The 245-nt window shown below is 49.0% G+C and carries 1 pseudogene; it reads left to right on the forward strand.

The window, feature by feature from the left end:
- Nucleotides 1–245, forward strand: a pseudogene (locus AAEY87_RS14310) (tRNA lysidine(34) synthetase TilS); the annotation flags it as partial.

Here is a 245-nt window from a genome sequence, read left to right on the forward strand (position 1 = left end):
GTATTAGTGCCTATGCTCAGCGTCTGAAATTGCCCTATATCGACGACCCGACCAATGACGCTGGCGACAATGTACGTAGCGGATTACGTCGAGACGTTATGCCAGTATTAGCAAAATATAACCCCAACGTCATTGATAACATTGCTCGTAGTGCGCAGCTACTAAGTGACGCGCAAGCGACGGTCAGCGCTCAAGCAAAACAAGACATGCAGCAAACGGCTATTACCTCGTTACAACTGCCACCT

The organism is Psychrobacter sp. S1-30-MNA-CIBAN-0213, from assembly GCF_040309845.1.
Classification (GTDB): Bacteria; Pseudomonadota; Gammaproteobacteria; order Pseudomonadales; family Moraxellaceae; genus Psychrobacter.